The 23,102-nt window shown below is 67.1% G+C and carries 24 protein-coding genes; 7 read left to right on the forward strand and 17 right to left on the reverse strand.

Translation table 11 applies throughout. From position 1 onward, the window contains the following. Positions 1-7 precede the first annotated feature (7 nt). Positions 8-430, reverse strand: coding sequence for an amino acid-binding protein (locus LGN17_RS07900; protein ID WP_226195796.1), 423 nt, complete (start codon positions 428-430; stop codon positions 8-10). Positions 431-635: 205 nt separating this feature from the next. On the opposite strand from LGN17_RS07900, the gene LGN17_RS07905 reads away from it, so the two are divergent. From LGN17_RS07905 to LGN17_RS07925, 4 genes are all read left to right on the forward strand, one after another. Continuing rightward, positions 636-875 (forward strand): type II toxin-antitoxin system Phd/YefM family antitoxin, encoded by a 240-nt coding sequence (locus tag LGN17_RS07905; protein ID WP_175968786.1) that lies wholly within the window; start codon positions 636-638, stop codon positions 873-875. Continuing rightward, entirely contained in the window at positions 872-1,267 is a 396-nt protein-coding gene (locus tag LGN17_RS07910) for a type II toxin-antitoxin system VapC family toxin (protein WP_175953343.1), read from the forward strand. The genes LGN17_RS07905 and LGN17_RS07910 overlap by 4 nt, the downstream gene beginning before the upstream one ends. Before the next feature lie 396 nt (positions 1,268-1,663). After that, positions 1,664-2,248, forward strand: coding sequence for an NTP transferase domain-containing protein (locus LGN17_RS07920; protein ID WP_226195797.1), 585 nt, complete (start codon positions 1,664-1,666; stop codon positions 2,246-2,248). A gap of 205 nt (positions 2,249-2,453) precedes the next feature. Further along, positions 2,454-2,600 (forward strand): hypothetical protein, encoded by a 147-nt coding sequence (locus LGN17_RS07925; RefSeq protein ID WP_166896045.1) that lies wholly within the window; start codon positions 2,454-2,456, stop codon positions 2,598-2,600. Between the two features lie 77 nt (positions 2,601-2,677). Here the strand turns inward: LGN17_RS07925 and LGN17_RS07930 are convergent, their stop codons facing one another. The 8 genes from LGN17_RS07930 to panE all read right to left on the reverse strand — a co-directional run bounded on the left by LGN17_RS07930 (position 2,678) and on the right by panE (position 11,925). Further along, positions 2,678-3,436: an SDR family oxidoreductase gene (locus LGN17_RS07930; protein WP_226195798.1), complete on the reverse strand. Its 759-nt coding sequence runs from the start codon at positions 3,434-3,436 to the stop codon at positions 2,678-2,680. After that, positions 3,433-4,980: an FGGY-family carbohydrate kinase gene (locus tag LGN17_RS07935; protein WP_226195799.1), complete on the reverse strand. Its 1,548-nt coding sequence runs from the start codon at positions 4,978-4,980 to the stop codon at positions 3,433-3,435. Before LGN17_RS07935 ends, LGN17_RS07930 begins: the two co-directional genes overlap by 4 nt. 29 nt (positions 4,981-5,009) lie before the next feature. Beyond that, positions 5,010-6,098, reverse strand: a complete 1,089-nt coding sequence (locus tag LGN17_RS07940) for an alcohol dehydrogenase catalytic domain-containing protein (RefSeq protein WP_226195800.1) — start codon at positions 6,096-6,098, stop codon at positions 5,010-5,012. A 46-nt stretch (positions 6,099-6,144) separates the two neighbouring features. Continuing rightward, positions 6,145-7,158: an ABC transporter permease gene (locus tag LGN17_RS07945; protein ID WP_226195801.1), complete on the reverse strand. Its 1,014-nt coding sequence runs from the start codon at positions 7,156-7,158 to the stop codon at positions 6,145-6,147. After that, a complete protein-coding gene (locus LGN17_RS07950; protein ID WP_226195802.1) occupies positions 7,145-8,665 on the reverse strand; it encodes a sugar ABC transporter ATP-binding protein in 1,521 nt (506 codons plus the stop codon). Before LGN17_RS07950 ends, LGN17_RS07945 begins: the two co-directional genes overlap by 14 nt. A gap of 62 nt (positions 8,666-8,727) precedes the next feature. Continuing rightward, positions 8,728-9,666, reverse strand: coding sequence for a substrate-binding domain-containing protein (locus LGN17_RS07955; protein ID WP_226195803.1), 939 nt, complete (start codon positions 9,664-9,666; stop codon positions 8,728-8,730). A gap of 118 nt (positions 9,667-9,784) precedes the next feature. Beyond that, a complete protein-coding gene (locus LGN17_RS07960; protein WP_226195804.1) occupies positions 9,785-10,744 on the reverse strand; it encodes an AraC family transcriptional regulator in 960 nt (319 codons plus the stop codon). A 233-nt stretch (positions 10,745-10,977) separates the two neighbouring features. Further along, a complete protein-coding gene (panE, locus tag LGN17_RS07965) occupies positions 10,978-11,925 on the reverse strand; it encodes a 2-dehydropantoate 2-reductase (RefSeq protein WP_226195805.1) in 948 nt (315 codons plus the stop codon). A gap of 243 nt (positions 11,926-12,168) precedes the next feature. On the opposite strand from panE, the gene LGN17_RS07970 reads away from it, so the two are divergent. Next, complete coding sequence (locus tag LGN17_RS07970; protein ID WP_226195806.1) at positions 12,169-13,722, forward strand: methyl-accepting chemotaxis protein; 1,554 nt, start codon at positions 12,169-12,171, stop codon at positions 13,720-13,722. A gap of 25 nt (positions 13,723-13,747) precedes the next feature. On the opposite strand, the gene LGN17_RS07975 is transcribed toward LGN17_RS07970, so the two are convergent. Further along, positions 13,748-14,404, reverse strand: coding sequence for a response regulator transcription factor (locus tag LGN17_RS07975; RefSeq protein ID WP_226195807.1), 657 nt, complete (start codon positions 14,402-14,404; stop codon positions 13,748-13,750). Positions 14,405-14,793: 389 nt separating this feature from the next. On the opposite strand from LGN17_RS07975, the gene LGN17_RS07980 reads away from it, so the two are divergent. Beyond that, on the forward strand, positions 14,794-15,288 hold the full coding sequence (locus LGN17_RS07980) for a hypothetical protein (protein WP_226195808.1): 495 nt from the start codon (positions 14,794-14,796) through the stop codon (positions 15,286-15,288). 27 nt (positions 15,289-15,315) lie between these two features. Here LGN17_RS07980 and LGN17_RS07985 read toward each other — a convergent pair whose 3' ends face one another. From LGN17_RS07985 to LGN17_RS08015, 7 genes are all read right to left on the reverse strand, one after another. Next, positions 15,316-15,822, reverse strand: coding sequence for a hypothetical protein (locus LGN17_RS07985; RefSeq protein ID WP_175968804.1), 507 nt, complete (start codon positions 15,820-15,822; stop codon positions 15,316-15,318). A gap of 132 nt (positions 15,823-15,954) precedes the next feature. Next, entirely contained in the window at positions 15,955-17,316 is a 1,362-nt protein-coding gene (locus LGN17_RS07990; protein WP_226196440.1) for a sigma-54 dependent transcriptional regulator, read from the reverse strand. 166 nt (positions 17,317-17,482) lie between these two features. Next, the gene (locus tag LGN17_RS07995) at positions 17,483-18,067 is read right to left on the reverse strand and encodes a hypothetical protein (RefSeq protein WP_226195809.1); all 585 of its coding nucleotides are present in this window, start codon (positions 18,065-18,067) and stop codon (positions 17,483-17,485) included. A gap of 156 nt (positions 18,068-18,223) precedes the next feature. Continuing rightward, a complete protein-coding gene (locus LGN17_RS08000; RefSeq protein ID WP_226195810.1) occupies positions 18,224-19,918 on the reverse strand; it encodes a chemotaxis protein CheA in 1,695 nt (564 codons plus the stop codon). Positions 19,919-19,962: 44 nt separating this feature from the next. After that, entirely contained in the window at positions 19,963-20,244 is a 282-nt protein-coding gene (locus tag LGN17_RS08005) for a hypothetical protein (protein ID WP_011354481.1), read from the reverse strand. A 74-nt stretch (positions 20,245-20,318) separates the two neighbouring features. After that, the gene (locus LGN17_RS08010) at positions 20,319-20,909 is read right to left on the reverse strand and encodes a hypothetical protein (protein WP_226195811.1); all 591 of its coding nucleotides are present in this window, start codon (positions 20,907-20,909) and stop codon (positions 20,319-20,321) included. 111 nt (positions 20,910-21,020) lie between these two features. After that, the gene (locus tag LGN17_RS08015; RefSeq protein WP_226195812.1) at positions 21,021-21,344 is read right to left on the reverse strand and encodes a hypothetical protein; all 324 of its coding nucleotides are present in this window, start codon (positions 21,342-21,344) and stop codon (positions 21,021-21,023) included. 1,424 nt (positions 21,345-22,768) lie between these two features. Here LGN17_RS08015 and LGN17_RS08020 point away from each other — a divergent pair. Further along, the gene (locus LGN17_RS08020; RefSeq protein ID WP_226195813.1) at positions 22,769-23,098 is read left to right on the forward strand and encodes a hypothetical protein; all 330 of its coding nucleotides are present in this window, start codon (positions 22,769-22,771) and stop codon (positions 23,096-23,098) included. Positions 23,099-23,102 lie beyond the last annotated feature (4 nt).

The raw sequence follows: 23,102 nt of genomic DNA on the forward strand, positions 1-23,102 counted from the left end.
GGCCGCCTCATGCCCGCTGCAGGATATCGATCGCCTTGTCTGCATCGTCCACCGAATCGACCGCGAAATACGCAATGAACTGGGAACCCAGCACGGCGGCCGAGACACCGCGGAGATTGATCGCGCCGTCCGCGAGCATCTGGGTCAATTGCCCGATGATGCCCATTTGATCCAGACCCATTACGCGGACGGAGTGAACGCTCGGGGTGACGCTGAACCCCACCTGCGTGGCCGCGCGAATCACCGCGTCTCCCTGCAGCGGCGCGACAAACACGACGCCCTTGCCCGGCGTCTCCGATGTGCGGCGTGCGACGATGAACTGCAAATCTGCACCGGCAGTCCGCAGGGCGCCTAATACCGTCGCGAGGCCGCCCGGCTTGTCGTCGATGTTCGCCGCCCAGACATCGACACGTTCTACGCTCAGTTCCATGGCAGTCCCTCCCGCCCGAGAACCCCGATAGAAAAAATCTAGATCACGGCAAGCGCGCGAGCAAGGCTGGCAGCGTCTTCCGGCCCCCTGCATCGACGCACCCGGTCGCGCTTTGCATGCATCCGGTGACGCCTGACCGTCGCGACTTGCCTCCCGCCGCCGCGCCGCCATAAAATGACTATCGTCACATGACCAGGTCCTTATCATGATGCCGCACGATCCCGTTTCGAAATCCGAGTTCAAGGCTCGCGCACTCGAATACTTCCGGCTCGTCGAGTCGTCGGGAGAAAGCCTGATCGTCACCGATCACGGCAAGCCGACGCTCGAGATCCGGCCGTATCACGCACGCGAGGCTCAGCCGTTGGACATATTGCGCGGCTCGGTCATGCGCTACGACAATCCTCTCGATCCGATTGCGGAAGATGATTGGGAGGCGTCGCGGTGATCGTGCTGGATACGCATGCATTGGTGTGGTGGGTGGCGGGCGATCCGTCGCTCAGCAAGAAAGCGCGAAGCGCGATCGATCGCGCGCGCAGCGAAGGCGCGCTCGCCGCATCGGCGATCTCCGCGTGGGAGATTGCGATGCTGGTGCGCAACGACCGCCTCGCGCTGACGATGGATGTCGACGCGTGGCTCGCCACGGTCGCGCAGATCGACGGCATGCGCTTCTTGCCCGTCGATGCCGACATCGCCGCGAAGTCCACCGCGCTGCCCGGCACGTTCCACAAGGATCCGGCCGACCGCATGATCGTCGCTACCGCGCGGCGGCTCGGTGCACCGCTCGTCACCCGCGACGAAAAAATCCGCGCTTACGCGCACGTGAAGACGCTCTGGTAAGCGTCGCGTAGCCGCCGGCCAATCCAGACCGCACGCCCACGCCAACTCCGACATGTTGGCAATTCGTCTGACCAGATCGACCATCACTTGCAGGTACAACCGGGCACGCCCGCACTGCCGCGCGCAACCGCCACGTGCTGATCGCCGCGCTGACCGGCGCCGGCTTCACCCATTACCCGTCGGAATGGTGACATTGGTCGTTCGGAGACCGCTATTGGGCCGTCATGCGCGACCAATCGCACGCCATCTACGGCCCCGTCGAGGAAAACATGCTCGACGCAGCCGCGCGCTGACATGCTTTCCGACGAAACGCGCCCGCCTCGGTAACATCCTCACTTGTCGATCCCTGCCCGCTCACGCACAATCGCAGCACCTGCGTCACTCTCCCCCGCGCCGATGTCCTATGCGTCACTCGCCACCGGCGTCCTCCTCGCCGCCGGCCTCGGTCAACGCTTCGACCCGACCGGCCTGCACAGCAAGCTGCTCGCGTTGCTTCCCGACGGCACGCCGGTTGCGGTGGCGGCCGCCCGCCATCTCGCGGCGGCCACGGCCGACGTGATTGCCGTCGTGCGTCCCGGTGCCGAAAAACTCGCGATGCTGCTGAACGAAGCCGGGTGCCACGTCGTCTACGCGCCCGACGCCATGCGCGGCATGGGCGCGAGCCTCGCGACCGGCGTACGCGCGACGCCCGACGCGAACGGCTGGCTGGTCGCGCTAGGCGACATGCCGTGGATCGCGGCATCCACCTACGAAACCGTCACGCGCGCCCTCGACGCCGACGACGCGTCCATCGTCGCGCCCGCGCATCGCGGCGTGCGCGGCCATCCGGTCGGGTTCGCGGCGCACCATTTTGACGCGCTCGCCACCCTCGACGGCGACATGGGTGCCCGCGCGCTGTTCGCCAGCGCACCGGTCAGGCTGCTCGACGTCGACGATCCCGGCATCGTGCGCGACGTCGATACGCCGGCGGACTTGCGCTGACCGGGATCGCACGGAGCACGCGATGCGGCGCACGGCCCGCTCCGCGCGCTGCAGTTACCCGCACGAAAACCGCCCGTGCACGGATTGCACCGACGACAGCCCCTCCGCCCCAACAATCCCGCTGCAAACGCACGCCCGATTGGCTATAACGGAGACGAGGCGCCCCCCGCCGCGCCACCGCCGTCACGCACTGCGCGAGTTCTCCATGACCGACCACACGACCCCGACGCCCGAGCCCCCGGCCGACCCGAACCGCGACCCGGAAGACGATCCGTTGTCGCCACCGTCGCCGGGCCATCATCACGACAACCCGCAGCAACCCGACGGCCCGCCGAGCAAGGATCCGGTCTAGCCGCAGGGCGGCTGCGCCGCGCACCCGCCGCGGGTTCCCGCCATGCGCCGTCGTCGCATGACGCCGTATAACGCCGCCTAGCGCGACGTGTACCCGCCGTCGATCGGCAGCGACACGCCGCTGACCATCGCGGCCGCATCGCTCAGCAGGAACAGGATCGGTTCGACGACCTCGTGCGGCTCCGCGAATCGCCCGAGCGGAATCGCGGCCAGCATCGGCGCACGCTTTTCCGGTTCGCTCCACGCGAACTGCGCCATCGGCGTGAGCGTGACTGTGGGGTTCACGCTGTTCACGCGAATGCCGTGCGGTCCGAGTTCGATGCACAGCACACGCGTGATCGCGTCCATCGCCGCCTTCGACGCGCAGTAACTCAGATGCGCGGGCAAGCCGACGAGCGCGGCCTGGCTCGATACGTTGACGATGCTGCCCCGCGCATGCGCGGCGCCGCGTCCGGCACGCGCGATCATGTTCCGTGCGACGGCCCGTGCAACGAGCGCCGCGCCGCGCGCATTGACGGCCATCACGCGATCGAAATGCGCGGCGCTCACGTCGAGCACCGATTCGAGCGATGCGATCCCCGCGCAATTCACGAGGCCGTCGAACGCATCGTGCGCGGCGAGCGCCGCGTCGATCGCCTGCTCGTCCCCGCCGACATCGAGGCGCAACGTCTCGCACGCGGTCTCGCCGGCCAGCGCATCGAGCGCGGCCCTGTCGCGCCCGGCCGCGACGACCTGCGCGCCCGCCTGCGCCAGCGCGACCGCGCACGCGCGCCCGATTCCGCTCGACGCCCCCGTGACAAGCACCCGCGAACCGCCGAAATCGAATCGTGTCTTCATGATGGCGTGTGCAACCCGTGCATGATCGGCTTGAGCGCCGGATACAGCGCCGTATAAAGCGCAAAGCGCGCCGCGTACGCTTTCGCGCGTTCGGCATCGGGCCGTGCGCGCTCGACGAGCGTGACCCATCCGCCTTGCGCATCGTCGTGCGACACGAGCCCTGCGCCGACGCCCGCGAGCAAGGCCGCCCCCATCGCGGCTTCGACGTCCTGCTCGATCGTCCACACCGGGAAACCCGTCACGTCCGCGATGATCTGCATCCATAGTGCCGAATGCGCGGCCCCGCCCACGACGATCAGCCGGTCGTCGAGCGCGGCCGCGCCGCGCCGGCCGGCTTCGATGTTGTGCCGCAATGCGAACGCGACGCCTTCGAGCACCGCGCGATACAGGTGCGCACGCGTATGCGCGAGACTCAGCCCGACGAACGCGCCGCTCGCCTTCGCGTCCCACACGGGACTGCGCTCGCCCATCAGGTACGGCAGGAACAGCACGCCGTCGGCGCCCGGCGGCACGCTTTCGGCCGCTTCCTCGAACAACACGTGCGGATCGCCGTGCGGCAGCAGCCGCGCCGCTTCGATTTCCGCGTGACAGAACTGGTCGCGAAACCAGGCGACCGATGCGCCGGCCGTGATCGCGCCGCCGAATACGTACAGGTCGCGCTGCCCGTCGAACACATGCGGCATGCTGACGAGCCCGTGACGCGCATCGACGTGCCGGCTCACGTAGCCCCAGCACATGCTGGTGCCGATCATCGCGACATGCTGCCCCGCGCGCGTCGCGCCGGCCGCGAAGGTCGCGACGGCCGCATCGACGCCGCCCGCGACGACGGGCGTGCCGGCCGGCAGCCCGAGCGGCTGCGTCCATTGCGACAGCAGCCCGCCGACGACATCCGTCGACTCGACGAGCCGCTCGGGCATCATCGTCGCCGGAATGCCGAGCATGTCGAGCGCATCGTCGGACCACTCGCGGCGCGCGACGTCGTACACGCCACCGATATTGCCGGCCGAACTGTGATCGACCGCGACCTCTCCGGTCAGCAGATAGATCACGTACGCGTTCGGCGGCAGGAAGTAACGCACGTTCGCCCACACGTCCGGCCGCTGGTCGCGCAGCCACAGCATCTTCGTGAAGCCGTAATAGCTGTCGACGCCGTTGCCCGTGATCACGCGCAGCCGCTCGACGTTCAGGTTCGCGTTGACCCAGTCGACTTCCGCGGTCGCGCGCCGGTCCATCCAGATCAGGCACGGATGGAGCGGCCGCATGTCGATGTCCACCGGAATGCCCGAGCCGCCGTAGAGGCTGCTCACGCACACCGCGCGGATCGAATCGACCGGCACGCCCTGCGCACGCGCATCGCTCACGCAGCCGGCGATGCACGCGAGCACCGCGTCGAACCACACCTGCGGCCATTGCTCGGCCCATAGCGGGCGCGGCGTATCGGGCTGGTAGCCGGCCGAGCGCCGCGCGACGATCGCGCCGTGCCGGTCGACGAGCAGCGCCTTGGTGCTCTGCGTGCCGATATCGACGCCTATGACGTATTCCATGATGTCTCCGGTGAGGCGCACGTCGGCCGTCAGCGGGCCGGCTTCAGCAGCACCTTGATCGATTCGGGCGATTTCGCGACGCGGATTGCATCGTCCCAGTCCTCGAGCGCGAAATCGTGCGTGACGATGCCTTTCGACGTGACGAGCCCGCGCGCGAGCAGGTCGATCGCGATCGGATAGCAGTATGGCCCCAGGTGCGCACCGCGCACGTCGAGTTCCTTGCGATCGCCGATGATCGACCAGTCGACCGTTGCATCCTCGCCGAACACGCTGAATTCGACGAAGCGGCCGAGCTTGCGGATCAGGTCGAGCCCCTGGCTCACGCCGACCGGCGCGCCGGTCGTCTCGATGTAGACGTCGCAGCCGTAGCCGTCGGTGAGCGACCGGACGATCTCGCGCGCGTCGTCGCGCTTCGGGTTGATCGTCACGTCGGCGCCGTACTCGCGCGCGAGTTCGAGCCGTTCGTCGATCAGGTCGATCACGACGAGCTTCTTCGGCGTCTTAAGGTGCGCGACCTGGGCCATCATTAGCCCGAGCGGGCCCGCGCCCGCGATCACGACCACATCGTCGAGCTGGACGTCGCCCCGGTTCACCGTATGGATCGCGCACGACAGCGGCTCGATGATCGCGGCATCCTCGAGCGACACGCCGAGCGGAATCTTGTGGACGATCGCGGTCGGCGGAATGCGCATGTACTCGGCCATCCCGCCGTCGGCGACCTCGCGCTGGAAGCCGAAGATGTTGTGCACTTCGCACATCCAGTACTGCCCCGACTTGCAATAGCGGCATTTGCCGCACGGCACGATCTGCTCGGCGATCACGCGGTCGCCCAACGCCACGCCGAAGTGCTCGGCCGCGCCGTCGCCGAGCGCTTCGACATGGCCGAAGAATTCGTGGCCGGGAATCACGGGCGCCTTTACCCACGGGCTCGGGCCGCCCCAGAACATCTTCGCGCCCGTATGGCACTTGCAGTCGCTCGCGCAGATCCCGCATGCGGCGATGCGGATCACGAGTTCGTTCGCGCCGGGGCGCGGCTTCGCCACCTGTTCGACGCGATAGTCCTCGGGGCCGTGGCAAACGACCGCGGTCATCCGCGGCGGGGCTTCGGGTGTCGTCATGAGTTGTCTCTTTCGTTGATGATCCGGATACCTGATGAATCAGTCGTTACCGCGACCGTTCGCGGCTGATATAGATCGCAAGCAGGATGATTCCGCCCTTGATCACGTTCTGCACATACGGGTTCACGCCGATCATGTTCAGCCCGTTGTTGAGCACGCCGAGCAGCAGCGCGCCGACCAGCGTGCCGAGGATCGCGCCGCGCCCGCCGGAGATCGACGTGCCGCCCATCACGACGGCGGCGATCGCATCGAGCTCGAAGCCCACGCCCGCGTTCGGCTGCCCGCTCATCAGCCGACCGGTCAGCACGATCGCGGCAAGCGCCGACGTGAGCCCGGCCAGCGTGTAGACGATCAGCTTCACGCGTGCGACACGCACGCCGGTGAGCCGCGTCGCCTGTTCGTTGCCGCCGATCGCATACACGTAGCGGCCGAACGGCATCCGGTCGAGCAGCAGCCATGCAATGGCGTACACCACCAGCATGATCAGCACCGGCGCCTGGATGCCGAGCACCTTGCCGCTGCCGAAGAACGCGACCCAGTCGGGCAAGCCGTCGATCGGATAGCCGCCCGTGTAGATCAATGCCAGGCCGCGCGCGATGCCCATCGTCGCGAGCGTGACGATGATCGGCGGCATGCCCGCGAACGCGACGAACACGCCGTTCAGGACACCGAAACCGAGGCCGACCGCGATGCCGATCGCGAGCGCGGCAACCGCGTTCACGCCCGCCACCATCAACCCGGCCGCCAGCGTGCCCGACAGCGCCATCACCGAGCCGACCGACAGGTCGATGCCGCCGGTCAGGATCACGCAGGTCATGCCGACCGCGATGATCGCGTTGATCGACACCTGGCGCAGCACGTTTTCCAGGTTCGCGGCGGACAGGAAGCTCGGGCTCGCGATCATCATCGCGATGCACACGACGATCAGGCCGACGAGCGGATAGAACAGCGTCGAGCGCCGCAGCTGCGCCCACATCGCGCGCGGCGGCGGTGCGTCGCCGTTTGCGGCGGTCGCCGCGAGCGTCGTGGAAGGCGTGGAAGAAGAATCAGGCAGGTTCATGGGTCGCTCCTCGCGTGCCGGCCGTGGCATAGGTCATGACCGTGTCGGGATCGATCTCGTCGCCTTCGAGCGTCGCCTCGATGCGGCCCTGCCGGAACACGGCGACGCGATCGCACATGCCGACGATTTCCGGCAACTCGGACGAGATCATGATGATGGCGTAGCCGCGCGCGGTGAGTTCGCGCATCAGCCCGTAGATTTCAGCTTTCGCGCCGACGTCGATGCCGCGCGTCGGCTCGTCGAAGATCAGCACCGACGTGTGATGGTTCAGCCAGCGCGCGATCACGACCTTCTGCTGGTTGCCGCCGGACAGCGTCGCGACCTCGGTATGGATCGACGGCGCCTTCACGCCGACGCGCCGCATCACGTCATGCGTCGCGCGCGCCTCGCCGCGACGGTCGATCAGCCAGCGCATCGACCGGTACTTGCCGAGGTTGTTCAGCGAGATGTTGTCGCGAATCGAAAACGACGTGACGAGCCCTTCCGTCTTGCGGCTTTCCGGCAGGATGCCGATACCCGCGCGCAGCGCGTCGGCCGGATCGGCGAGCTTCGCCGCCGCGCCGCGCACGCGCACGTCCTTGCGATGCGCACGCGTCGCGCCGATCACCGCGAGCGCGGTTTCCGTGCGGCCCGAGCCGACCAGCCCCGCGAAGCCGAGGATCTCGCCGGCATGCAGCGTGAAACGGTTCACCGGGCCGCCGCGCTCGATCTGCAGTGCATCGACCTCCAGCACCCTCGGCGCATCGGCCGCGCGCGCCGGCTTCGGCGGAAAGCTGCTTTCGATCCGGCGGCCGACCATCATCCGCACGAGCTGTTCGACGTCCGTGCGCGCGACGTCGGTCGTCGCCACGTACTGGCCGTCGCGCAGCACCGTGATGCGGTCGCACACCGCGAAAATCTCGTCGAGGTGATGAGAGATGAAGATCATCGCGACGCCCTGCCGCTTCAGCTCGCGCATGATCGCGAACAGGTGCTCGGCCTCGGCCGGCGTGAGCGTGGCGGTCGGTTCGTCGAGGATCAGGATGCGCGCGTCGAGCGACAGCGCCTTGCCGATCTCGACGAACTGTTGCTGCGCGACCGACAGCGCGCGGATCGGCGCATCGAGATCGATCGCCACGCCGAGCCGCGCGAAGATGCCGGCTGCCGCGCGGCGCATCCGCTTGCGGTCGCGCGCGCCCCAGCAGGTGCGCCACTCGCGGCCGAGGAACAGGTTGTCGACGACGTCGAGGTGCGGGATCAGGCTGAATTCCTGGAACACGATGCCGACGCCCGCCGCAACCGCGTCGCGATAGTCCGCGAAATGGCGCGCGGTGCCGTCGATCTCGATCGTGCCGGTATCCGGCTGATGAATGCCGCACAGGATCTTCATCAGCGTCGACTTGCCCGCGCCGTTCTCGCCGAGCAGCGCGTGGATCTCGCCGCGCGCGATCTCGAGATCAATGCCGGACAGCGCCTTCACGCCCGGAAAGCTTTTCGTGATGTGGCTGAGCCTGAGTATCGTGTCCATCGGCTTCTCCGTTCGAAGGGCGCCGGCCATGCCGCCGCCCTTCGCGTCGCATCGCACGTCGTTCACCAGCTGAAGCCCTTCGCGTTGCCGCGATCGACCACCTTCACGTCGACGGGAATCGCCTTCGGTACCGTCGCGCCCCACTTGCGCGCGATCGCGATGCCGAGCGCGATGCGCACCTGATCGGCCGGGAACTGCGCGGTCGTCTCGATGAACTTCGAATTCGGCTTCTGGATCGCGGCGATTGCCTCGGGAGCGCCGTCGACACTCGTCAGCTTGATGTCCTTGCCGGACCCCTCGATGGCCGCGAGCGCCCCCATCGAACCGCCGTCGTTCACGCTGAAGATGCCCTTCAGGTTCGGATGCGCGGAGATCAGGTTCTCGGTGACCGACAGCGCGGTCGCACGCTCCTGCTTGCCGTTCTGCGTATCGACCAGCTTCACGTTCGGGTATTTCGCGAGCCCGGCCTTGCAGCCGCGCACGCGTTCGAGAATCGGCACGACCGGGATGCCGTCGAGGATCGCGACTTCGCCGCTGCCGCCGATCGCCTTCGCGAGGTAGTCGCACGACATCAGGCCCGCGTCGTAGTTCTTCGAGCCGACGAACGAATCGACCGGGCCGTTCGCGTTCGCATCGACGGCCACCACCACCGCGCCGGCCTTCTTCGCCTGCGTGATCGCCGACTGGATGCCGGTCGAATCGGTCGGGTTCACGAGCAGGATGTCGATCTTCTTCTGCAGCATGTCCTCGACGTCGCTCACCTGCTTGCTGACGTCGTGATGCGCATCGGTGACGACGACCTGCGCGCCGATCGACGCAGCCGCGTCGTTCAACGCTTTCTGCATCGTCACGAAATACGGGTTGTTCAGCTCCTGGAACGTCATGCCGATTCGTAGCGGTGCAGCGTGCGCGGCGGCGGCGGGTAGCAAGGCCACGAACGCGGCGAGGGCCGCGATCCGGGCGGCGCGGCTGAATGATGAAGCGTGCGATGCGTGCGTCATGACGGTGTCTCCATTTATGTGCAGCTTTTTCGTGGTTGAACGAGCCCCTCGCGACGTGAGCGGCGCGATCGGCTGGGTAAAACGGCGGGGGAAACTCAGGCGGGCAACGGCCCGGCGATCATCCGGGCTGCGGCGCGCGCTCGGGGACGCCGGGCGTGACGACGCGCGGCGGCAGCGGATTGCCGGTGGGCGCCGCGTGCAGCGCAAGCTCGCGGCTGCGCGCGTTCAGGCGCTGCAGCGCGCGGAATTCGGACGGCGCCATCCCCTTCACCGCGCGGAACTGGCGGTTGAAGTTCGACACGTTGTTGAAGCCGGCCTGGAAGCAGATATCGGTGATGCTCGCGTCGTCGGCGAGCAGCATCTGGCACGCGGACTCAATCCGCAGACGATTCACGTACTGCACGAACGGCATGCCCGTCTGGCGGTGGAACGCACGCGAGAACGCGCTGACGCTCTGCCCGGTCAGTTGCGCGAGATCGGATTCACGCAGCTCGGACGCGAGATGCTTGCCGATGTAGGACAGCGCATGGCTGAGCCGCGTCGGCGTGACGTCGGCCTGGTCGTACGCGGGGCTCGCGAGCAGCGTGCGTTCGGCCGCCCCGCAAAGCCGCTCGAGGATCGTCATGAACAGCGCGATGCGGCGCATGCCGCGCGCGGTCAGCAGTTCGTCGAACAGCGGCGCGATCGCGGCGCTGGTCGCCGCGTCGAAGCCGACCCCGCGCCGCGCATCGTCGAGCAGCGCCTGCGCGTCGCGGCATTCGGGAAACGCGTCCATGCAGCGGCGCACGAACGCCGGGTCGAACTGGATCACGAGATTGCGGCGCTCGACGGTTTCGCCTTCGGCCATGTCGCTGACCCAGTTGTGCGGCAGGTTCGGGCCGAGCAGCACGAGATGGCCGGGGCCGAACGAGCCGATGTGGTCGCCGACGAAATACTTGCCGCGCGTCGCGACGATCAGGTGCAGTTCGAATTCGGGATGGAAGTGCCAGCGGATCGTGCGATACGGATAGCCGTGCGACCAGACCTTGAACGACTCGTCGCGTCGCACGTCGACCACTTCCAGATCGGGGTGCATCATTGCTGGCGTCTCCATTCCCATGTCTCGCCGGCCGGTTCGTTGCGCGCGTGCGCCGCGTATTCCAGGCGGCGTCGCGACCGGTCGCATGGGAAGCAATGTAGGTCGATCGGGCGCGCGGCTCCACCAACTTTACGCCTGATTTCCGATACTTTTTTGCGCGTTCCGGCCAGTTACGGCGCCGGACGGCAAATTTGTGCAGCGCGGAACGGCCGGGCGACCGCCCGCTCCGGGGCTTACGCGGCCGCGTGCTCGCGCGCCGTACGCACTTCGTACGCCTTCAGGTGGTTGTACGCGATCCGCAGCAGCGACAGCGCATCGGCCGCCTGCGGGTCGCGGCGCGCGAGCAGGTCGCCGATCACGTGATCGGCTTCGACGCGCGCATGGTTCTCGACGTCGCGCAGCATCGACGCGGTCAGCGGCGACGGCGTCAGCACCATCCGCTGCATCCGCTCGATGGCGGACGGGTCGGGCCGGTGGCCGTTGTGCTCGGCAATCGCGCTGCATTCGCCGAGCATCGTCTCGAGCAGGCGGCGGCCGTCCGGCGCGGCGAGAATGTCGCCCACCGAGCCGCGGAACAGCGACGTGCTCGCGGCGAGCGTCGCGAGGAACACCCACTTTTCCCACATCCGCGCGACCACGTTGTCGCTGAGCGTCGCGTCGAAACCCGCGCCGCCGAGCACCTCGGCCAGCGCCCGCACGCGCGGCGACTCGCCGCCCGCGAGTTCGCCGAAGGTGACCCCGTGCGTGTCGTTGAGGTGCACGATGCGCTGCTCGCGATCGAGCGTCGCCGCGATCACGCACAGCCCGCCGAGCACCTGCGCGGCGCCGAACCGGTCGCGCAGCACGTCGAGATGACGCATCCCGTTGAGCATCGGCAGGATCAGCGTCTGCGGGCCGACGAACGGCGCGAACGACGTAATCGCGTCGTCGAGGCTGTACGCCTTGCAGCTCAGCAGCACGAGGTCGAACGGTGCGACGCCGGCGCCCGCGTCGCCCGCCCGCACGGTCTGCACGTTCGCGAGGGTCAGGTCGCCGCGCGGGCTGCGGATCAGCAGCCCGTCGCGCGCCAGCGCGGCCGCACGGCCGTCCCGCACCAGGAACGTCACGTCGCGCCCCGCCGCGGCCAGCCGGCCGCCGAAATATCCGCCGACCGCGCCGGCCCCTACCACCAGAATTCGCATCGTTGCCTCCTTTCGGTTTCATTCGGCGCCGAGCCGCACGTGCGGCGCACGCGCCATTGCCCCGTGAGTATAGCGACACCCGTTATGCATATGCATAGATACCCTTGTCGGCATCAAAGGCATGCGTCCACGGTACCGGTTCCTAGGGATAACCCGCCTACGGCAACGCAGGTCGGGCGCCGACAAGACACTTATCCCGTCACGCCGTCAAGGCGAGCTTCCACGACCGACCGACCACACACCATGCGCAACCTTTCCCTGAATCAGAAACTCGCCTCGATGATCGTCATCCTCTGGCTCGGCTTGCTCGTGATCGCCGGGCTCGGCGCATGGCAGACGCGCACATCGATGATCACGGACCGCCGCGACCAGCTCGCGTCGCTGGTCGCTCAGGCCGCGAGCGTGGCCGACCATTACTACAAGCTGTCGCAGCAGAACGCGCTGCCGGAAGCCGACGCGAAGCAGAAGGCGCTCGAAGCGATCGCCGCGATGCGCTCCAGCGCCGACGGCTACATCTCGGTCAACGACTCGAAGCCGGTGATCGTGATGCATCCGATCAAGTCCGAGCTCAACGGCAAGGACGTGTCGAATTTCACCGATCCGAACGGCAAGCACCTGTTCGTCGAGATCGTGAAGGCCGGCAACATGGAAGGCGGCAAGGGCTTCGTCGAGTATCTGTGGCCGAAGCCGGGCGCCGACAAGCCGCAGGAGAAAACCAGCGCGGTGCAGCGCTTCGCGCCGTGGGACTGGTATCTCGTGACCGGCATGTACATGAACGACGTGCGCTCGGCCGTGCTCGAAAGCGTCGGCCGCTGGCTCGCGATGACGACCGTGCTCGGCGGGATCGCGACCGCCGTGATGGTGCTGGTGCTGAAAAGCGTGCGCGCGAACCTCGGCGGCGAACTGGAAGTGGCGCTCGACGCCGCGCAACGCATCGCGCAAGGCGACCTGACCGCGCGCGTCATCGTGAAGCAGGACGATCGCGGCAGCCTGCTTCACGCGCTGCACACGATGCAGGTCGGGCTGATCGACATGGTGTCGCGCGTGCGGATGGGCACCGAGAACATCAACGTCGGCGCGAGCGAGATTGCGTCCGGCAACACGGACCTGTCGCAGCGCACCGAGGAACAGGCCGCCGCGCTCGTGCAGACCGCGTCGAGCATGGACCAGATGACCGCGAACGTGAAGCAGAACGCGGACAGCGCCGCGCAGGCCGCGTCGCTCGCCGGCCAGGCCGCGCAGGTCGCGACGCGCGGCAGCGCGGTGGTCGACGACGTCGTGCGCACGATGAACGAGATCACCGGCCGCTCGCACAAGATCGGCGACATCATCGGCGTGATCGACGGGATCGCGTTCCAGACCAACATCCTCGCGCTGAATGCGGCGGTCGAAGCCGCGCGGGCGGGCGAACAGGGCCGCGGCTTCGCGGTGGTCGCGGCCGAGGTGCGCTCGCTCGCGCAACGCTCGGCGACGGCCGCGAAGGAGATCAAGTCGCTGATCGTGTCGTCGAACGAGACCGTCGAGCAAGGCGCGGCGCTCGTCACGCACGCGGGCGAGACGATGGCCGAGATCGTGCAGTCGGTGCGGCGCGTGAACGAGATCCTCGACGAGATCAGCCATGCGTCGCGCGAACAGAGCGCCGGGATCGAGCAGGTCAATCGCGCGGTGGGCGAGATGGACCAGGTGACGCAACAGAACGCGGCGCTCGTCGAGGAAGCCGCGGCCGCCGCGCATTCGCTGCGCGATCAGGCCGAGGCGTTGCGGGATGCGGTGACGCGGTTCGCGTTGCCGGCGTGACGGCGGCTGCCCGCCGCACGCAGGCTCACGCGGCGGCGCCGGTGCCCAGCCCCAGCCCCGCCGCTCGCTGGATCAGCTCGACGTCGTTGCTCACGCCGAGCTTCTTCATCGCACTGATCTTCTGCGCGCTGACCGTCTGCTTGCCCTTGCTCAGGCGCTGCGCGATCGTCTTGATCGGCACCCCCGCCAGGTACAGGCGAATGACCTCGATCTCGCGCGCCGACAGCCTCACGGGCGCGTCGCCGCGCTCGCCGAATGCGTCGACCGCGCGCCTGACGAGCGGCGACCGGTAGCACCCGCCGCTATAGCTCGAATGAATGGCCGTGACGATATGGCCGACCTCGTCGAACTTGCTGACGATGCTCACCCCGCCGATCGCGAGGATCGATCCGAAGATCAGCGGGTTCTCGTTCGCGACCAGCGCGACGATCCCGACGTTCGGACGCGTGCGCCGCAGCCAGCCGAACAGCGCGAGGCTGTCCATCTGCGCGTCTCCACGGATCGCATAGTCGACCAGCACGACATCGCAGTCGACGCTGCCGAGCGTCGCGACCAGTTCGGCCACGCTCCGGTAGACCGCGACGATCTCGATCGAGCAGCCGCTCCCCGCGACCTGCTCGATGCCGGCCAGCGTCAACGGCCAGTCGTATGCGACAACGACGCGAACATTGAATTTCCTCATGCGCAGTTCCAGGTGGTTCATCGGCCGCGCGACGCGGAACGCGCACGGCCGGTTTGGCGTTGAAAGAACGTTCAGGCTATTTTTAGCCCGAACGTCGATTCTATGAAGCCGCGCACGAACGGGATATCGGACGGCATCGGGATCGGCCGTCCGGGACGTAATACGAGTTTGATATTTGCGCCGGTTCGAGTGCCCGACACCGGACGGCCCGCCTCTGCGGACATCGGCCGGATGGCCAGCGTGGCGGGCCATGTGGGCCAAGCGGCCGGCCAGCAGGTAAAATCGACGCCTTTGCATACTGCGCCGGGCCACCGTCGGCGAGCGACGCGCCGATGCCGGCCGCGCGCCACCGCCCGTTTGCCGGCTGCCCGACCTCCCCCGCTTTCCTCATGACCGACTCCGACCTGCAATCCGACGACACCTCCATCCACGAAGACGGCCTCTGGCGCGACAGCGGCTGGACGGCCCGCATCATCAAGAACGAAGACGACGACGGCTGGGCCGTCGAGATGATCAAGGACGGCGAGTCCGAGCCCGCGCTCGTCGGGCCGTGGACCATGGGCCGCGACAAGAAGAACCCGAAACCGATGGACGCGAACGCGTTCCGCACGCTCGTGAAGACCGCGACCGAAGTGCTGATGCGGCACGAGCAGCAGCGGCGCGCGATGCTGCACAAGGAGGTGACGGTTCAGGGCGACGACGGCCAGGATGTGTCGGTGACGCTCGACATCGTGCCGGACGAGTTCGAGCCGTACGCGCAGCTCAAGGCATTCGATCCGTATGGCGAGCTGCTGGCCGAAGCGAAGGTGTCGGCCGGATTCAAGCTCAGCAAGGCCGGCGCCGAGCGCTGGGTCGCATCGGGCTTCGAGCGGCCGGCCTCCTGATCGCGCCCGGCGCGCCGGGCCGCGCGCTCAGGCGCCGGCGCCCTGCCGTGCGCGCCGCAGCCGGCGCGCCGCCAGCTTGCGCCGCACGAGCTGCTCGAACTGCTGCGTCGCGACCGCCGGATCGCGCGCGGCCAGCCCGAGCGCGTTGCGCACAAGCTGGATCGGCGTCAGCACGAGGCCCCACGGCACGCCCCACCAGCCGAACGCGGCCGAGGCAAGCAGCGCGACCGCCTGCTTCCTGCGGCCGCAACGCCGGCAGCACACATGGCGCCGCGTCGCCCAGCGCGTGACGAACAGCAGCGACACGACGCGATGCGACGCATGGACATCGACCGGCTGGTCGTCGCGACGGCAGATCGGGCACGGCCCGTAACGCCAGTCGTGCACGTACTCCCAGACCTTCGCGTCGGGCACCCGTTGCGCCTCGACGACGATCGGATGCGCTTGCGCGCACGCCGGACGGCAATAGCGGTGGCCGTCGATCGACCGCCCGCCGACCAGGAACGTCCTGCCGCAGTGACTGCACTCTGCCACGGTAACCTCGGATAAGCGTGATGCGCCGCGTGCCGGCCGCGCGCGCATTGCTGCACCGGCGATCCGGACGGGCCGTTTCCTGTCTTAACGGCCGACGTCGCGCAGTCTTGAGCGGCTGTGCGCCGCGGCGCGTCAGCCGTGCAGCCCGTGCGCGGTCATCAGCCGATACAGCGTCGCGCGCGAGATGCCCAGCTCGGCCGCCACGTCCGCATGCTGGTGGCGGTGGCGCATCAGCGTTTCCTCGATCGCGTGCCGCTCGGCCTGCCGGCGCGCTTCCGCGAGCGTCGGCGGCCGCCGCGACGTGTACGGGTGCAGTTCGAGATCGGCGGCCGAGATCATCGGACCGTTCGTCATCACGACCGCGAACCGGATCCGGTTGATCAGCTCGCGCACGTTGCCGGGCCACGAATAGTTGTAGATCGCTTCGATCGCGCACGGCATGAAACCGCGAATCCGGTGCGAACTGTCGCCGCGATAGCGCCGCAGCACGTGGTCGGCGAGCAGCATGATGTCGCGGCCGCGCACGCGCAGCGGCGGCTCGTCGATGCGCAGCACGCACAAGCGGTAGTACAGGTCGGCACGGAACCGCCCCGCCTGCATCGCGGCCTCGAGATCGACGTGGGTCGCCGACACGATCCGCACGTCCACCGGAATCGACGCGTGCCCGCCGAGCCGCTCGATCGCGCCTTCCTGCAGGAAGCGCAGCAGGCTCGCCTGGCTTTCGAACGGCATGTCGCCGATCTCGTCGAGAAACAGCGTGCCGCCGTGCGCGGCCTCGATCCGGCCGATCTTGCGCTGGTGCGCGCCCGTGAACGCGCCGCGCTCGTGGCCGAACAGTTCGGCCTGCAGCAGCGTCGACGGAATGGCCGCGCAGTTCACGGCGACGAACGGCGCCTCGGCGCGCGACGACTGCTGGTGGATCGCCGCCGCCGTCAGCTCCTTGCCGGTGCCGGATTCGCCGGCGATGAATACGGTGGCGTCCGTGTTCGCGACCTTGCGGATCGTCGCGAACAGCCGGCGCATGGCGTCGCACGAGCCGATCATCGTGCCGCCGAGGGGCGCCGCATCGCCGTCCGGGCAGCCGTCCGCGAGTTTCAACATCCCGTATGCATGGCCGACCAGATAGCCGATCGTCGTATAGGCGGTCGCATTACGCACGTAGTCGAAGCAGCAATGGCGAATCAGGCGCGCGATGGTGAGATCCCGCAGCCGCTCATGGTCGGCGAGCGCGACCCAGCTGACGCGCGGATCGCGCAGCAGCGTCTCGAACGACATGGCGTCGGGCGACGCGAAGCTGCCGAAATCGATGATGCCCGCATGCGGACGGTTCGCCCTGACGAGATTCAGTGCGTCCGCAACGGTTTTCGCGCGCCACACGTCCCAGCCGCGCGACGCGAGACAGTCGACGAGCGCCGCATCGTGCTGCTGCGACAGATAGACGAGTGGCCGCGACGGTACGACAGGGTTGCGCCGGACGGTAACGAACGGCGCCATACCCGCCTCGCGTTCGAGATCCTGCGGGCCCGACACCCTGATCTGGCAGCAATAGTTCACGATGGCCTCGTCGCTTGGATGGGTGGTCGAAACGGCCGTTGCCTGATCGCGCAGGGCGGAGCATCGTGGTCCCGCGGCGCCGGGCCGTCCTCGGATTGACGTTTCCTTATCGGCAGAAAACGACGCGCTGCGTGTAGATTTGCGGCTCGACGACCGGCTTCGTGGAACCGTTGAGATCGTCACGATAGGCCCGGTAGGTCTTGCCGTTCACCGTCACTTCCGCCGCACGGGCCGTCTCGATCGAGTTGAGCCCGTTGCGCTGCCACCCGCTCACCTGATCCGCCGCGGTCACGCTCGACTCGCCGGCGATCTTCTGCGTGATCGCGCTGCCGTCGCTCCATGGCTGCGTCTGCATATCCTCGGCATGCTGCATCGCGCCGATCGTCTTGCCGGTCGGCGTCGGCCCGTTCTGCGCTTCGAACGGCGCGCCGCGGCCGTACACCGGCGATCGCCACGACGGTGCGTGACCTTCCTCCGGCATCATGTAGATCATCTGCGGATCGCCGATCATCACCATCGGCGCGCACGCCGTGTTGTCGGCACGACCGAGCGTCGTCAGCGCCTGCTCGACGCTCACCGCGTTCGCGGCGGTCTGCTCGCCCAGGATCACGAAGACCGCCGGGTTCTGGAATACCGCCTGCGCGGCGGCTTGCGCGCTGTACAACAACAGAGCGACGAAAAAGATCCTCATGATTGAGGCCTCCTTGCATCCTCGTCAGGCAAAAAGAGGTGTTGACCTCGGGGATGGGATCAACACCCGTCAAACAGGAAACGACCGCCGGGCTTCAGGTTCGAACGACGCCCGTGCGACCTGCGTTCCGGTCGCACGGGCGTCCGACCCGCGTGCTTACGACGACGTGCTCGTCGAAATGACCGCCGGAGCCGGCACGACCGGGGCAGCCGGGGCAGCCTGCTGGTCGACCGGTGCCGGCGGCAATCCTTGCGCCGGATCGGACAATGCCGGCATGGCGGCGGGCTGCGCAGCGGCTTCGTCCGGCACCTTCGCGTCGGCAGCAGGCATGTCGGCAGGTGCCGCGGCTGCGGCGGGCTGCGCGGCTTCCGGCGCGGGCGCTTCAGCGGCGACCGGAGCCGGTTCGACGGCCTTCGCATCGGCTGCCGGTGCGGGCATCGCGGTCTCGGCCGCGGGCGCCGCGACGACGGCGGCGGCCGGCGTCGTGTCCGCAGCCGGCGCGGCAGCGGCCTGCGCTGCGTTGTCGGTCGCGGCCGGCATCGGCTCCGGCGCCTTGTCGGCGACGGGCTGCACGGGCTCGGGGGCCTTGTCGGCCACTGCCGGCGCAGGCTCCGGTGCCTTGTCGGCGACTGCCGGTGCAGGCTCCGGCGCCTTGTCGGCCACGGGCGGCACGGGCTCCGGTGCCTTCGTGTCGGCGACCGGCTCGGCAGGTGCGGGCGATGCCTTGTCCGCAACTGCCGGTGCGGCGATCACGGCGGCAGCCGGTACGGCCGCGATCGCAGCCGCCGGTACGACCGATGCCGCGGGCGCGGCGGCGACAGCAGGCACGGCAGCCACCGCGGGCGCGGCTGCTGCGGCCGGTGCCGCGGCTGCAACGGCGGGGGCTGCGGCTGCAACGGCGGGGGCTGCGACGGCCGGTGCGGCTGCGACAGCCGGCGCCACTGCCGGTGCGGCAGCTGCGACAGCCGGTGCTGCGACGGCCGGCGCTGCGGCAACCGGCGCCATCGACGGCACGGGCACCGGTACCGGCACCGACACGGGTGCCGCCTGCACCGAGGTCGTCGCCACCGGGCGGGATTGCGCCGGTGCCGGCGCGGCAGCGTCCAGCGGCGGCAAGCCCATGCGGTTGCGCACGATCGGATCGCGATACTTCACGTCGTCGGCAACCGTCGCTTCTGCGCTCGGCGCCACGTTCGAACGGGCGAGCGGCGCGGTCGTGCCCGGGCACAGGTGACCGGTCGCTTCCACCGCACGCCGGTTCGCGTCGCTCTGGCAGAGCAGCGCGAGCGCCACGTCGGTCAGGCCCATCGCACGGAATTCACGTGCATCGAGACGCCGGACGCAGGCCTGGTCGACCAGCGTCGTGCCGCCCGTCGCGCCGAACCCCGGGAACGACACGCCGACGCTCACCGACCCCATGCAGGTATCGGACAGCGTGGTCGTGAGGCCCGGCGCCTGGATCGCGGGGTTGGTCTTGATCGTCTGCGTACCCGAGTAATTGACGTTTTCCGCCGACTGGGTGTTGTACGGGTTGGTGCCGGGCGCGCCGGATGACTGCAGCGACTGCGGCGTCACGTTCGTGCCGCCACTCGTGCTGGACGGCGTCGTCACGTTCACGTTCACGCTCGAATTGCCGCTGCTGTGAACCCCGCTGGAGCTGGTAGCGTTGCCGCCGCGCGAGCTCGTGGTGTTCGTGTTCGAGCTCATGCTCGAGCCGCCCCCCTGGCTGACTGCCGTCGACGACGTCGAGGACTGTGCGCTCGAAGTCGAATCGGCGGTTTGCGCTTGGGCGCCGATCGTGGTCATCGCGAACATCGCTGCGCATGCCACCTTGATCTTGTTGCTGTTCATTTCACTCTCCGGACGAGGTTTGACCTCCCACCCAGGCAACCGTACTAATTCCCCTGATTCCCTTCAGCTTTGCCTGCTTCCCCGAACTGTTTCCAGCCGTTACCCAGCTGGGACCATGAGCCGGCCGACATGCCCTGCCACTGCTGGGCGTCTGGTCCGCCGATGGCACTGCCCGAAGAAAGCGTTTGTTGTTCTGACGGTTTGGTTGTCTGGTCAGGGTTGTTTGACGTCTGCAAATTCGATTGCACGTCGTTGGCAATACGGTCAGCGCCATACGCCGTCAGAGACGCGAGCATCAGAGCGGCGGCAATCAGTTTCTGCTTCATGCCAACTCCTTACGTGACAACGATGTGGGGAAAAGAGACCAGCGTCGCTGTGAAACTGGTCCCCCCACACCTGACTAATGACTGCTTCCGGTCGCACTTGCACTGCCCTGGCTTCCGCCCGATGCGGACGGTGAGCCGGCCGAACCGGTACTCCAAACGGTCGACGAGTTGTAGTGATTCGAACCCGTGATCGCGCCTGACCCACCACTGCCGGTCAGCCCAGCGGCACCCGCGTTGGCAACGCCCTGGTCGTTCGCACTCGAAGCCGTGTAATGATTGGCACCAAGGACAATCGTGGCGCTCACCCCGCCCGACAGCGCATTCGCGTTCTCGTTCGTGCTGCTGTTTCCACCGTACGAGCCTGCGGCACCGATACCGCCGCCTGCCGCGAACGCGCCCCCGTTCGTGCCCGAACCGCTGGCCGTCGAGGTCGTGTTGTGGAAGGCGGATGCCGTGCCGGCGGAACCAGCGGGTGTCACCGTACTGCCCGCGTTCGCGCCCGCCGTCGAAGTCGAATTGCTGGTATAGCTGCCGGAGCCGACCAGGACCGAACCGGAAACACCCGCCGCAACGGATTGCGTCTGGTTGGTCGTGGAGGAACCCGCTGCCAATGCAGCCGACGATAAGACGGTGAGCGCTGTCGCGAAAATGACTTTGGCTTTCATAGCAATTCCTTGCTGTGAGTATGTTCGGCGGTGGCGGAGCCGGGCCAACCCCCATCGAGCGGAACCCGGCATCCGTACCGCCAGCCATTGACGAACGCTACGCGTCGCGGCTTAGTGGTGCGTCGTCCAGCCGATCGAACCGGCATTCGCGCCGCTGGTGCCACCTGCTTGCGCGCCACCGAAGCCGAAGCCGCTAACCGACGACGATTGGGTGTGGTTCGTGTACGAGATCGAACCGCTGCCCGAGCCACCGGCCACTGCGCCGGCTGCACCGAGTGCCGAGCCCGAATCGGTTGCGGTGAAATGGCCGAAGCCGGCAACGCCTGCCATCGTTTGGCCGCCGCTCGACGAGCTGCTGCTCGAAACAGTGCCGCTGCCAGCGAACGCTGCACCCGAAACCGCCAGAACTGCTGCTGCAATCAGAAGCTTCTTCATGGTCGACTCCAAAACGGCGTGGACGGAATGAGTCAGGAAGATCGCACGCCATCAACCTTCCTGACTTGAGCAATCCCAATAATTAAGGATCACTATCCAATCAATAAATCACGATGCCTTTTAAATTCGGTTTCCTGCCATTTTTTCAATACGAAGCTTAGCCTCGAGATTTTTAGTTATCGCAATTTTTTGGTAGGTATTTTCTATTATTTTTATGAACATTTGACTTGCACAAAAAACACCATTACCCGACATACCAAAGCGATGCTTACATCTTTCCGGCTTGCGATATTCGATAGCTCGCCGGACGGCATGCCGGCAATCGACATCCCATTCCGGAATCGAAATTCGCGAATATATTAACCACCGCAAAATGCAGCGCCGTTGAAAATACCCCCGTTACCCGAGCGACAACGGGCCTGCATTGCAGCCAGGTGGCATGTCTTCTCCCTGAGCTATCGACGAAAGGTCTTCCGGATAATCCGGCCGACTGGCGTTCGATCTAATCCGGCCGGCGCCGGCATGGGCCAGGCGCGATCGAAGCGACCTTGCACGGCCGAGGACGAATCGGCATCACGCTGTCCGGCACGAACAGCCTGATCCATCCGGGAGAACTGAATGAAAGCGAGTACCGCTGTCGCCCGACTGTCGTGCGGCGCGACAACCGCGCCAGCACGCGAAGCGCGCGGAGGGCAAGAAACCGGGACAGCGCAACCCGCGAAGCTGGCACAGCGTCGCGAGCGTCACCCCGGCCTTTCCGACTACCCCACTGATGCGCAAAGTATGCGCTGATCGAGCTACTGCTTATGGTCTTCATCGCCGTTTCCCCGACTGCTTTTTGACGAGTTGGCCGCCCCACCTCTTCGTTACTTCGTGTCGACCGCCCGCCGGTGCGTCCAATACCGCAAGCAGCGTGCCACGTGATATTCCACCGCATATTGGGCTCGGCAAACGGCCGCCACGGCGGCATGCAGCGCCTGGAACGACATTTTTTGTTTCAGGAATGTATCGCAATAACAGTTTGACGCCCTCGGCGATCGTTGAGCGCCGCGATGCAATGGCCGGATTTGACGGACGAATCCGGCCCGCAGGCCTGCGCGGGACGGCCGGATGAACGCGTGTTTCAAACTTGAGAAGCGCACATCCGCGCAGGGCGGGCAGCGCAGGCATTTCCGCTTGCAAACCGTGGATCGCGGCGTATGCGCCCCCCTCCCGGGCCATCACAAGCGAGAATCGATTCGCCCGACACCTGGCCTCGGGAGCCCGACACCGCAACGTCCGGCAAGCCGTCTGCGCGCATTTCCTCCAACGACCCGGACGAATTTGATTCATCCGTGAAAATACCGACAGGATCAGACGCCGCTCAAGCGTCGAAATGGGCCATGAAAAATAAAACTCGCACGCCGGCGTAATAATTAAAACAAATGAAAACTCGCGCCCCTCCGGATCCGGCACATCACTTTTTCATTTTCATTCGCTACACCTTTCACGCACTGAATCACCCGATAAGCAGCGCATTCGGGAAACGTTTTCAATCTTTTATCGATGCGTTTCTCATTGATGAAACATTTCCGATCAACACCATTCTGATGAAGCCACTGCCGCAAAAGCCTGATTTATCGCGCGTTTCGTCGTATCGAATCGCACCGGTCCGGCAACGGGTCCGCCCGCTTTCCTGTCCCCACGATACACACATGAAACAGAAGCGCGCGAATCGCGCGGCCATCGCGCCATCGCGCCCGTGCGCATCGTGACGGC

The sequence above is a fragment of the Burkholderia sp. AU30280 genome, from assembly GCF_020420125.1.
GTDB lineage: Bacteria > Pseudomonadota > Gammaproteobacteria > Burkholderiales > Burkholderiaceae > Burkholderia.

Excerpts from the sequence above, each read along its gene's own strand:
- LGN17_RS07900 (WP_226195796.1), bottom strand. The coding sequence starts at position 430 with ATGGAACTGAGCGTAGAACGTGTCGATGTCTGGGCGGCGAACATCGAC.
- LGN17_RS07905 (WP_175968786.1), top strand. The coding sequence starts at position 636 with ATGATGCCGCACGATCCCGTTTCGAAATCCGAGTTCAAGGCTCGCGCA.
- LGN17_RS07920 (WP_226195797.1), top strand. The coding sequence starts at position 1,664 with ATGTCCTATGCGTCACTCGCCACCGGCGTCCTCCTCGCCGCCGGCCTC.
- LGN17_RS07925 (WP_166896045.1), top strand. The coding sequence starts at position 2,454 with ATGACCGACCACACGACCCCGACGCCCGAGCCCCCGGCCGACCCGAAC.
- LGN17_RS07930 (WP_226195798.1), bottom strand. The coding sequence starts at position 3,436 with ATGAAGACACGATTCGATTTCGGCGGTTCGCGGGTGCTTGTCACGGGG.
- LGN17_RS07935 (WP_226195799.1), bottom strand. The coding sequence starts at position 4,980 with ATGGAATACGTCATAGGCGTCGATATCGGCACGCAGAGCACCAAGGCG.
- LGN17_RS07940 (WP_226195800.1), bottom strand. The coding sequence starts at position 6,098 with ATGACGACACCCGAAGCCCCGCCGCGGATGACCGCGGTCGTTTGCCAC.
- LGN17_RS07945 (WP_226195801.1), bottom strand. The coding sequence starts at position 7,158 with ATGAACCTGCCTGATTCTTCTTCCACGCCTTCCACGACGCTCGCGGCG.
- LGN17_RS07950 (WP_226195802.1), bottom strand. The coding sequence starts at position 8,665 with ATGGACACGATACTCAGGCTCAGCCACATCACGAAAAGCTTTCCGGGC.
- LGN17_RS07955 (WP_226195803.1), bottom strand. The coding sequence starts at position 9,666 with ATGACGCACGCATCGCACGCTTCATCATTCAGCCGCGCCGCCCGGATC.
- LGN17_RS07960 (WP_226195804.1), bottom strand. The coding sequence starts at position 10,744 with ATGATGCACCCCGATCTGGAAGTGGTCGACGTGCGACGCGACGAGTCG.
- panE (WP_226195805.1), bottom strand. The coding sequence starts at position 11,925 with ATGCGAATTCTGGTGGTAGGGGCCGGCGCGGTCGGCGGATATTTCGGC.
- LGN17_RS07970 (WP_226195806.1), top strand. The coding sequence starts at position 12,169 with ATGCGCAACCTTTCCCTGAATCAGAAACTCGCCTCGATGATCGTCATC.
- LGN17_RS07975 (WP_226195807.1), bottom strand. The coding sequence starts at position 14,404 with ATGAGGAAATTCAATGTTCGCGTCGTTGTCGCATACGACTGGCCGTTG.
- LGN17_RS07980 (WP_226195808.1), top strand. The coding sequence starts at position 14,794 with ATGACCGACTCCGACCTGCAATCCGACGACACCTCCATCCACGAAGAC.
- LGN17_RS07990 (WP_226196440.1), bottom strand. The coding sequence starts at position 17,316 with ATGGCGCCGTTCGTTACCGTCCGGCGCAACCCTGTCGTACCGTCGCGG.
- LGN17_RS07995 (WP_226195809.1), bottom strand. The coding sequence starts at position 18,067 with ATGAGGATCTTTTTCGTCGCTCTGTTGTTGTACAGCGCGCAAGCCGCC.
- LGN17_RS08000 (WP_226195810.1), bottom strand. The coding sequence starts at position 19,918 with ATGAACAGCAACAAGATCAAGGTGGCATGCGCAGCGATGTTCGCGATG.
- LGN17_RS08005 (WP_011354481.1), bottom strand. The coding sequence starts at position 20,244 with ATGAAGCAGAAACTGATTGCCGCCGCTCTGATGCTCGCGTCTCTGACG.
- LGN17_RS08010 (WP_226195811.1), bottom strand. The coding sequence starts at position 20,909 with ATGAAAGCCAAAGTCATTTTCGCGACAGCGCTCACCGTCTTATCGTCG.
- LGN17_RS08015 (WP_226195812.1), bottom strand. The coding sequence starts at position 21,344 with ATGAAGAAGCTTCTGATTGCAGCAGCAGTTCTGGCGGTTTCGGGTGCA.
- LGN17_RS08020 (WP_226195813.1), top strand. The coding sequence starts at position 22,769 with ATGAAAACTCGCGCCCCTCCGGATCCGGCACATCACTTTTTCATTTTC.